General features: G+C 70.6%; 6 protein-coding genes. 2 read left to right on the forward strand and 4 right to left on the reverse strand.

The genetic code is table 11. The annotated features are described in order from the left end of the window. On the reverse strand, positions 1-1947 hold a 1947-nt coding region (locus JJ683_RS18295; RefSeq protein WP_200176227.1), incomplete at its 3' end, for a DEAD/DEAH box helicase. Positions 1948-2031: 84 nt separating this feature from the next. Next, on the reverse strand, positions 2032-2817 hold the full coding sequence (locus JJ683_RS18300; protein ID WP_307811047.1) for a tyrosine-protein phosphatase: 786 nt from the start codon (positions 2815-2817) through the stop codon (positions 2032-2034). Between the two features lie 104 nt (positions 2818-2921). Between JJ683_RS18300 and JJ683_RS19315 the strand changes: the two genes are divergently transcribed. Both JJ683_RS19315 and JJ683_RS18310 read left to right on the forward strand, forming a co-directional pair. Then, a complete protein-coding gene (locus tag JJ683_RS19315; RefSeq protein ID WP_200176228.1) occupies positions 2922-4100 on the forward strand; it encodes a TMEM143 family protein in 1179 nt (392 codons plus the stop codon). A 108-nt stretch (positions 4101-4208) separates the two neighbouring features. Then, positions 4209-4718 (forward strand): macro domain-containing protein, encoded by a 510-nt coding sequence (locus tag JJ683_RS18310; protein WP_200176229.1) that lies wholly within the window; start codon positions 4209-4211, stop codon positions 4716-4718. 65 nt (positions 4719-4783) lie between these two features. Here JJ683_RS18310 and JJ683_RS18315 read toward each other — a convergent pair whose 3' ends face one another. After that, complete coding sequence (locus JJ683_RS18315; RefSeq protein WP_200176230.1) at positions 4784-6037, reverse strand: globin domain-containing protein; 1254 nt, start codon at positions 6035-6037, stop codon at positions 4784-4786. Positions 6038-6366: 329 nt separating this feature from the next. After that, on the reverse strand, positions 6367-6817 hold a 451-nt coding region (locus JJ683_RS18320; protein ID WP_242474852.1), incomplete at its 5' end, for a transposase.

Raw genomic sequence — 6817 nt, forward strand, 5'->3', positions numbered from 1 at the left:
CGCGTCGTCCGCCTCGCCCGTCGCGGCCGCCGGCGCGACGGCGCGGGTGAATGCGCCGATGGCGGTGCCGAACTCGGCAGGGCGGCCCGGGCCCTCGCCGTGCCAGAACGGCAGCCGCCCGGCCCGTCCCGCCGCGGGCGTCACGAGCACCCTGTCATGGGTGATCTCCGCGATGCGCCAACTGCTGGTGCCGAGCGCGAAGACGTCACCGACGCGGGACTCGTAGACCATCTCCTCGTCGAGCTCGCCCACGCGCGTGGCGCCCTCGCCCAGCGTGTGCACCGCGAACGCGCCGCGGTCCGGGATGGTTCCGCCCGAGGTCACCGCCAACCGGGCGGCACCGGGCCGTGCCGTGAGCGTTCCGGCGTGACGGTCCCACACCACCCGCGGCCGCAGTTCGGCGAACTCGTCGGACGGGTACCGGCCGGCCAGCATGTCCAGCGTCGCGTCGAACACGGACCGGGCCAGTGTGGTGAAGGGTGCGCTGCGGCGGACGGCCGCGAACCACTCGGCGACGTCGAGCGTTCCGGTGGCCGCCGTGGCGGCGATGGTCTGCTGGGCCAGCACGTCGAGCGGGTTGGACACCACGGACAGCGATTCGATGGCACCCGCGAGCATGCCGTCGGCGGTGACGGCGCAGTGCAGCAGGTCCGCGCGGTGTTTGGGGACGAGCACGCCGCGGGAGACGTCGCCGACGTGGTGGCCGGCGCGGCCGATCCGCTGCAGCCCGCCCGCGACCGACGGCGGTGACTCCACGTGCACGACCAGGTTCACCGCGCCCATGTCGATGCCGAGCTCCAGGCTGGACGTGGCCACGACGCAGCGCAGGGTGCCGGCCTTGAGGTCCGCTTCGATTCCGGCGCGGCGCTCCTTGCTCACCGAGCCGTGGTGGGCGCGGGCGAACTGCGCCCCCTGCCCGTCGGTGCCGAACGCGGCGTCCGAGGTGGAGCCGAGAAGCGCGGGCGGAGGCGAGTGCCGGTCCACTTCGACGCCGCGGCGTTCGGCGTCCACCTCGTTGAGCCTGGCGGTGAGCCGTTCGGTCAGGCGCCGCGAGTTGCAGAACACGATGGTGCTGTGGTGGTGGTCGACGAGGTCGGCGACGAGCTGCTCGATGTGCGGCCATATAGAGGTGTCTCCGCCGGGCCGAGTGGTGTCTCCGTCGGGCCGGATCTGTCCGGACACGGGGCCTGTGGCGGGGACGGACAGGTCTGTCATGTCGTCGACGGGCACCCGGACGGTGAGGTCCCAGCGCTTGTCTGTGGCCGGCGCGATGATTGTCACCGGGGCGCCGCCGCCGAGGAATCGTGCGACCTCCTCGTGTGGCCGGGCGGTGGCCGAAAGGCCGATGCGCCGGCATGGCCGGGGTGTCAGCAGGTCGAGGCGCTCGAGGGACAGAGCAAGGTGTGCACCGCGTTTGGTGCCGGCCACCGAGTGGATTTCGTCGACGATCACCGTCTCGACACCGGTGAGGGTGTCGCGGGCCGACGAGGTGAGCATCAGATACAGCGATTCCGGTGTGGTGATGAGGATGTCCGGGGGAGTGCGGACCAGGGCGCGCCGCCGCGACTGGGGCGTGTCTCCGGATCGCACGCCTACGGTGATGCCGGGGCCCGGCGTGCCTGCCCGGGCCGCGGCGTCGGCGATGCCGGCGAGTGGCCGCTGCAGGTTGCGTTCGATGTCCACGGCCAGCGCCTTGAGCGGTGAGACGTAGAGGATCCGTGTCCCCGCCGGTTCGGCGACGGCGTCGTGCTCGCGGCCGGCCAGCCGGTCGATGGACCACAGGAACGCGGCGAGCGTCTTGCCGGATCCCGTCGGCGCCACGACGAGGGTGTGCGCGCCCCCGGCGATCGCCGACCACGCGTGTTCCTGCGTCGGGGTGGGCGCGTCGAACGCGTCCGCGAACCAGGCGCGGGTGGGTGCGGAGAAGCGGTCGAGCGTGGACGTCACTATTCGATGGTGCCGCATACGACGGCGGAGGTCGATCCGGTTGGGGTTCCGGCCGGCGGGCCGGGTGCAGCCCGGCGAATCGTGTCAGTCCGGCAGCAGCAGGCGTGCGCGCAGAGCGTCGCGCAGGGCGTCGTCGATGCCGAGCGCATCGGACAGGTACGCCTCCAGCGAACCGTGCACCGTGCGAGCCTCGTCCAGGGCGGCCTGCAGGTACTCCGGCCGCACACCGAGTAGGGCGCGCAGGTCGTCGGGGTTTCCGCCGGCCTCCTCGAACCTGGCGAACGTGTCGGTGAGCGTGGGCAGATAGAGCTCGTTGGTGCGCAGGTAGTCTGTCCGCACCGACTGCTCGTCGGCGCCCACCGCGAACAGCACGATCGCCGTGCCCCAACCTGTGCGGTCCTTGCCGCTGGTGCAGTGCACCAGTGCCGGTCGCGGGTCGGCCGCGATGTCGCGCACCATCGTGCGGTAGGAGCGCACCGCGCTGGGGATGGTGACCATCGCACGGTAGTTCTCGGCCATCATCTCCGCGGCCCGCCCGCCTCCGAGGACAGCCTCGACGGCCTGCGGCGAGGACAAGAAGTCCTGCATCTTCGTCGGGACGGCGGCGGCATACTTGTCCGCCAGCACGTCCAGCGGCACCACCGTCGCGGAGTCCGGAAGGTCATCCGGTGCGCTCGCACGCTCCGCGTCGGTGCGCAGATCGAAGACCGGGCCGACGCCCAGGCGGGCGAGCGTTTCCCGGTCCTCGGTGGACACGGCGCTCAACTCCGCGGAGCGGAAGAACGCGCCCGGACGGATGATGCTGCCGTCGACCGTTGCGATCCCGCCGAGGTCACGCCAGTTCCGGATTCCTGTCGGTTGTTCAGTCACGGTGCGGATGCTACCGAGGCCGGCCGGGTGGTGGTGCCGGTACGGGCCGCTGTGCGGGCGCACCGGTTAGGGTGAGCAGTTGCATCAGTGTGCGAGGGGAGCCCGTGAGCGACGAGCGATTCATTCCGTTCCTCCGGTCGGAAGTGACGGCCCTGTGCGCGGCGGATACCGCACCCGGGGACCGCGACGCGGCCACAGAGGTCCATCGACTGCTCGCCGGCGTACTGCACCAGCGGTATCGGCGTGTGCTGCGGGAGGTCGAGGCGGACTACTTCCTGCTGCATCCCCCGGAGTACGCGCGTAGGGACGCGCCGCCCGCGGAGGAGGCGCGCGACCGGGCGCGCGCCCGGCTGGAACGCTTGCTCGACGGGCTGGCCGACACGGCGGGGTACACCCGGATCACTCAGGAGGAGCTCGCGGCGTCGTTGCGTTCGCATGCCCTTTTGCGCGTGCGGATGGAGATCCCTGACCGGACGCAGGCGGGTGCGGTGCTGTATCGGCGCGGTCGTGTGTCCGCGACGGCACGGGTGCGCACGTGGTGGGGGCTGCGGACGAAGGACATCGCATACGAGCGCTATTCGCGCGTGCTGGTGTACGTGCACACCGGCGAGGTCACGGCGCTGAAACTGTTCGAGGACGTCCCGAGGGACGACATCGAGATGCTCCTGCCGGGGGTCCGCCCGCGTATGCGGCTGGTGGACAAGCTGCTCATCGTCGTCCCCGCGCTCGTCTCCGGGATCGCGCTGGTAGCGACCAAGCTGATTTCGGCGGTCGGGCTCCTGGTGCTCCTGCTGGCGTTCTGGGTGGGGTTGCGCGATACCCCGGTGCAGGTGAACCAGGCGGCGCTGGTCACCGTGGGGGCCGGTCTCGTCGCACTCGGAAGCTACGTGGCCAGGCAGTACCGCAAGTACACGCGCCGACGGCTGCAGTTCATGAACACGCTGACGGACAACTTGTACTATCGCAACCTCGACAACGACGCCGGGGTGTTCTACCGGCTCCTCGGGGCGGCCGAGGACGCGGAGTACGCGCTGGCGATGCTCGCCTACCGGGAGTTGCGGGCGGCCAGAGAGCCGTTGACCGCGCACGCGCTCGCCGCCGCGGTCGAGGGCCGGCCCGAGCTGCAGCGGGGGCGGGAGTTCCGGTTCGCCGCGGACGACGCTCTGGCCACCCTCGAGGAGCTGGGACTGGCGCAAGCCGACGGCGCCGGCCGCCGCAGCGCCGTCGCCCCGGTGCAAGCGTGTGATCAGTTGCGCAGGCTCTGGTGCGAGGCAGCGGACTGACCCGCGCGTCGACGGGCCGGGCGTGGCCGCGGCTGCACCGATACGGCCCCGGCGAGGTGACGCGCGTTATACCGTGGAGTTGTTGACCTCTGCACGGGAGGGGCGCGGATGACGCTCATCGATGTGGCGGTGGCCGATGCCGCAGGAATGTCGGTGGATGCTGTGGTGGTGGCCACCGGGCCGGACCTGCGCGTCGGGGCGGGCCCGTCCGGAGCCGTGCAGCGGCGTGCGGGGCCGGGCATGCGCGACGCGTGCCGTTTGCTGCGTGAGACGACCTTCCCCCACGGGCTCGAGGTGGGTTACGCGGTGGCCACCCGGGGCGGGAAGCTGCCGGCGCAGTGGGTGATCCTCACTGTGGGCCCGCGGTATTCGCGTCGTGAGGACCGCGCGGGCGTTCTCCGCGACACCTACCGGCGCTGCCTGCTTGTCGCGGAATCGGTGGGCGCGCGCACCGTGGCGTGCCCGTTGATCGCCTCGGGCGCCGGGGCCTGGCCGGCGGGCGACGCCGTCGACCAGGCCGTGCGCGCCCTCGGCGAGGCGAGGTGCGATGTCGACGTGGTCACACTGGTGACTGCGGATCCGGGGGTCGCCCGCCTCGTGCGGTCCGCGCTCGGATGATTCGTCGTCCGCCGCGATCACCGCAGCGTGCGGTCACGGTAGCGGACGGTGACCGCGGCCGTGGATTACGACGAGGCGGACGCCAGCGCCGTGCCGCGGTCGGCGTCGTCCCAGGATTCGGGGCCGAAAACCTCGCAGTGGATCGACTCCGCCGGCACGGCGCGGGCGATCAGCGACTGCCGGATCGACCGCATGAACGGCATCGGCCCGCACATGTAGACGGTGGTGCCGTCCGCGATGCCGATCCCGGAGACGTCGGCGCGGCCGCTGGCGATCGTCGGTGCGGAGGGACGGGCGCCGAGGTCCTCGTACCACCGGTGCAGCACCGCGGAGGAGATGCGGCCGACGAGTTCGGTGAGCTCCGCGCGGTGGGCGTGGTGCGACGGCGACCGGTCGGCGTGGAGCACGGACACCGGACGCGTGCTGCCCGTGTCGGCCAGGTGATGGAGCATCCCGATCATCGGGGTGCAGCCGATCCCCGCAGAGACGAGCATGACGGGGGAGTCGCCGTCGTCGAGGACGAGGTCGCCGAAGGGGATCGACACGCGCAGCGTGTCGCCCTCGAAAACGTTGCGGTACAGGTGTTGGGAGACCTGTCCCTCGGGGGCGGCGGTGCCGTCGGCGAGGACCGCCGCGGGGAGGGCTTTGACGCTGATCTCCCAGTTCCGGGCGCTCGGCGCGCCGACGAGGCTGTATTGGCGGATCTGCCGCGCGCCGTCGGGCAGCGGCACCTGCACCGAGACGTACTGGCCGGGACGGTGCCGCGGAAGCGGGGCGCCGTCGGCGGAGGCCAGCTCGAAGGTGACCGTCTCCGCAGACTGCTGGACGCGGCGCATCACCGACAGTTCGCGCCAGACGTCCCCGGGCGCCACTCCCACATCGGCGTAGAGACGGTTCTCCTCGGTGACGAGGCATCGGCCCATGTCCCAATACAGCTCGTCCCAGGCCGCGGCGACGTCGTCGGTGAGCGCATCGCCGAGCACCTCCGCGATCGCGTCGAACAGGTGCTTGTGGACGATGGCGTACTGGTCGGCCGTGATCCCCAGGGAGGCGTGCTTGTGGGCGATTCTCGAGATGATGGACCGGGCCCGCTCCGGATCGCTCCCCGTCCGAATGGTCGCAAACGCGACGATCGCGCCTGCGAGGGCCTTCTGCTGCTCGCCTTGGCTCTGGTTGCCGCGATTGAACAGGTCGCGTTCGAGTTCCGGGTGCGCGGCGAACATCGACCGGTAGAACAACGGCGTGACCTCGCCGATCGCGCCGGCGACCGCGGGGAGGGACGCACGGATGACCTGAAGATTCTGCGGTGAAATACCCATGGCCCGAATCTATTTGGGGGACATCGTTCCGTCCATAGAGTGTGACCAGGAATACTACGAGCCGTAGTAGTAGATGTGGGCGGCTGCAGTCACGCCGGGGCCCTGCTGAATCGTTGCGTCGGGCGCTCGTGAAGTGCGCCCAGGCGGCCGCTACCGGATGCGGCCGACCGGTGCACGTTGTGGAAAATGCCGACGCAGCCCGGAGTGAATCAGACGGCCAGTGTGCCGACTACGCCTCCAGTGTCCTACGCGGGTGCCGATTCGGCCCGTAGGTGCTGAACACCTTGCGCTACCCCGGGTTTAGGGGCTCTTCGAGGTTGAGCGGGCTGTCAGCATGAGAACTGGTGTGCGGCAGCCCGCTGTCGACGGGTGCAGTGGAATCGTATCCGGCGGCGGGAGTTCTCCGTGTTCCGGAAGCCGCAAGCAGACCGCTTGACGACCTTGACCAGCCTGTTGTAGCCCTCGGTGCCGGCGTTGGTGATGCCTGTTTCCAGGAACGCGTTGATCTCCGGCCACCACGTGTCCACCGTGGTCGCGAGCGTGACCAGTTCCGGGAGTTGCGAGTCCGCGCACCAGAGGAAGAATCTGTGCAGCCGGTGACGGGCCAGGTGCGGGTCTCCGTCGGCCTCCACGGTCTCAAGCAGCCGGCGCAGTGGGTTTCCCCTCGTATCGTGGAGGTATCGCCTTTGAGGAGATGAACGGCGATGACGAGGAAGTATCGGAAATTCGACGAGGACTTCAAGCAGGGCGCGGTCCAGCTGGTGGTCGAGACGGGGAAGC

Source organism: Tomitella cavernea (assembly GCF_016599145.1).
Lineage (GTDB): Bacteria > Actinomycetota > Actinomycetes > Mycobacteriales > Mycobacteriaceae > Tomitella > Tomitella cavernae.

Coding starts and splice junctions, on each gene's coding strand:
- JJ683_RS18315 (WP_200176230.1), bottom strand. CDS start 6,037: ATGGGTATTTCACCGCAGAATCTTCAGGTCATCCGTGCGTCCCTCCCC.
- JJ683_RS18310 (WP_200176229.1), top strand. CDS start 4,209: ATGACGCTCATCGATGTGGCGGTGGCCGATGCCGCAGGAATGTCGGTG.